This is a genomic window from Paenibacillus sp. OSY-SE (assembly GCF_000283315.1).
GTDB classification, from domain to species: Bacteria; Bacillota; Bacilli; order Paenibacillales; family Paenibacillaceae; genus Paenibacillus_B; species Paenibacillus_B profundus.
Window position 1 is genome coordinate 1 of the sequence record NZ_ALKF01000048.1, and the last position, 237, is coordinate 237.

The window sequence follows — 237 nt, forward strand, 5'->3', positions numbered from 1 at the left end:
CTCATACCGGATGAAGATCATGCGAAATATGATGGTTTAGCGCATGATGAGGATGTGCTAGAGGTATACGAGATGGATGAAGATCGAGGCACAGTAAGCATCTTTAAAGGAATCGTCACCCATATTAGAATTGGATTCAAAAATGGTGTATATCACATGTACATAGAGGCAGCCTCTTCTACATATATGCTGGATCGACAACGGAAAAATCGTTCGTTTCAAAACAGCAGCTTGACG

At 41.4% G+C, this 237-nt stretch carries 1 pseudogene; it reads left to right on the forward strand.

Annotated features, from left to right (window positions below):
* Positions 1-237, forward strand: a pseudogene (locus A372_RS38165) (hypothetical protein); the annotation flags it as partial.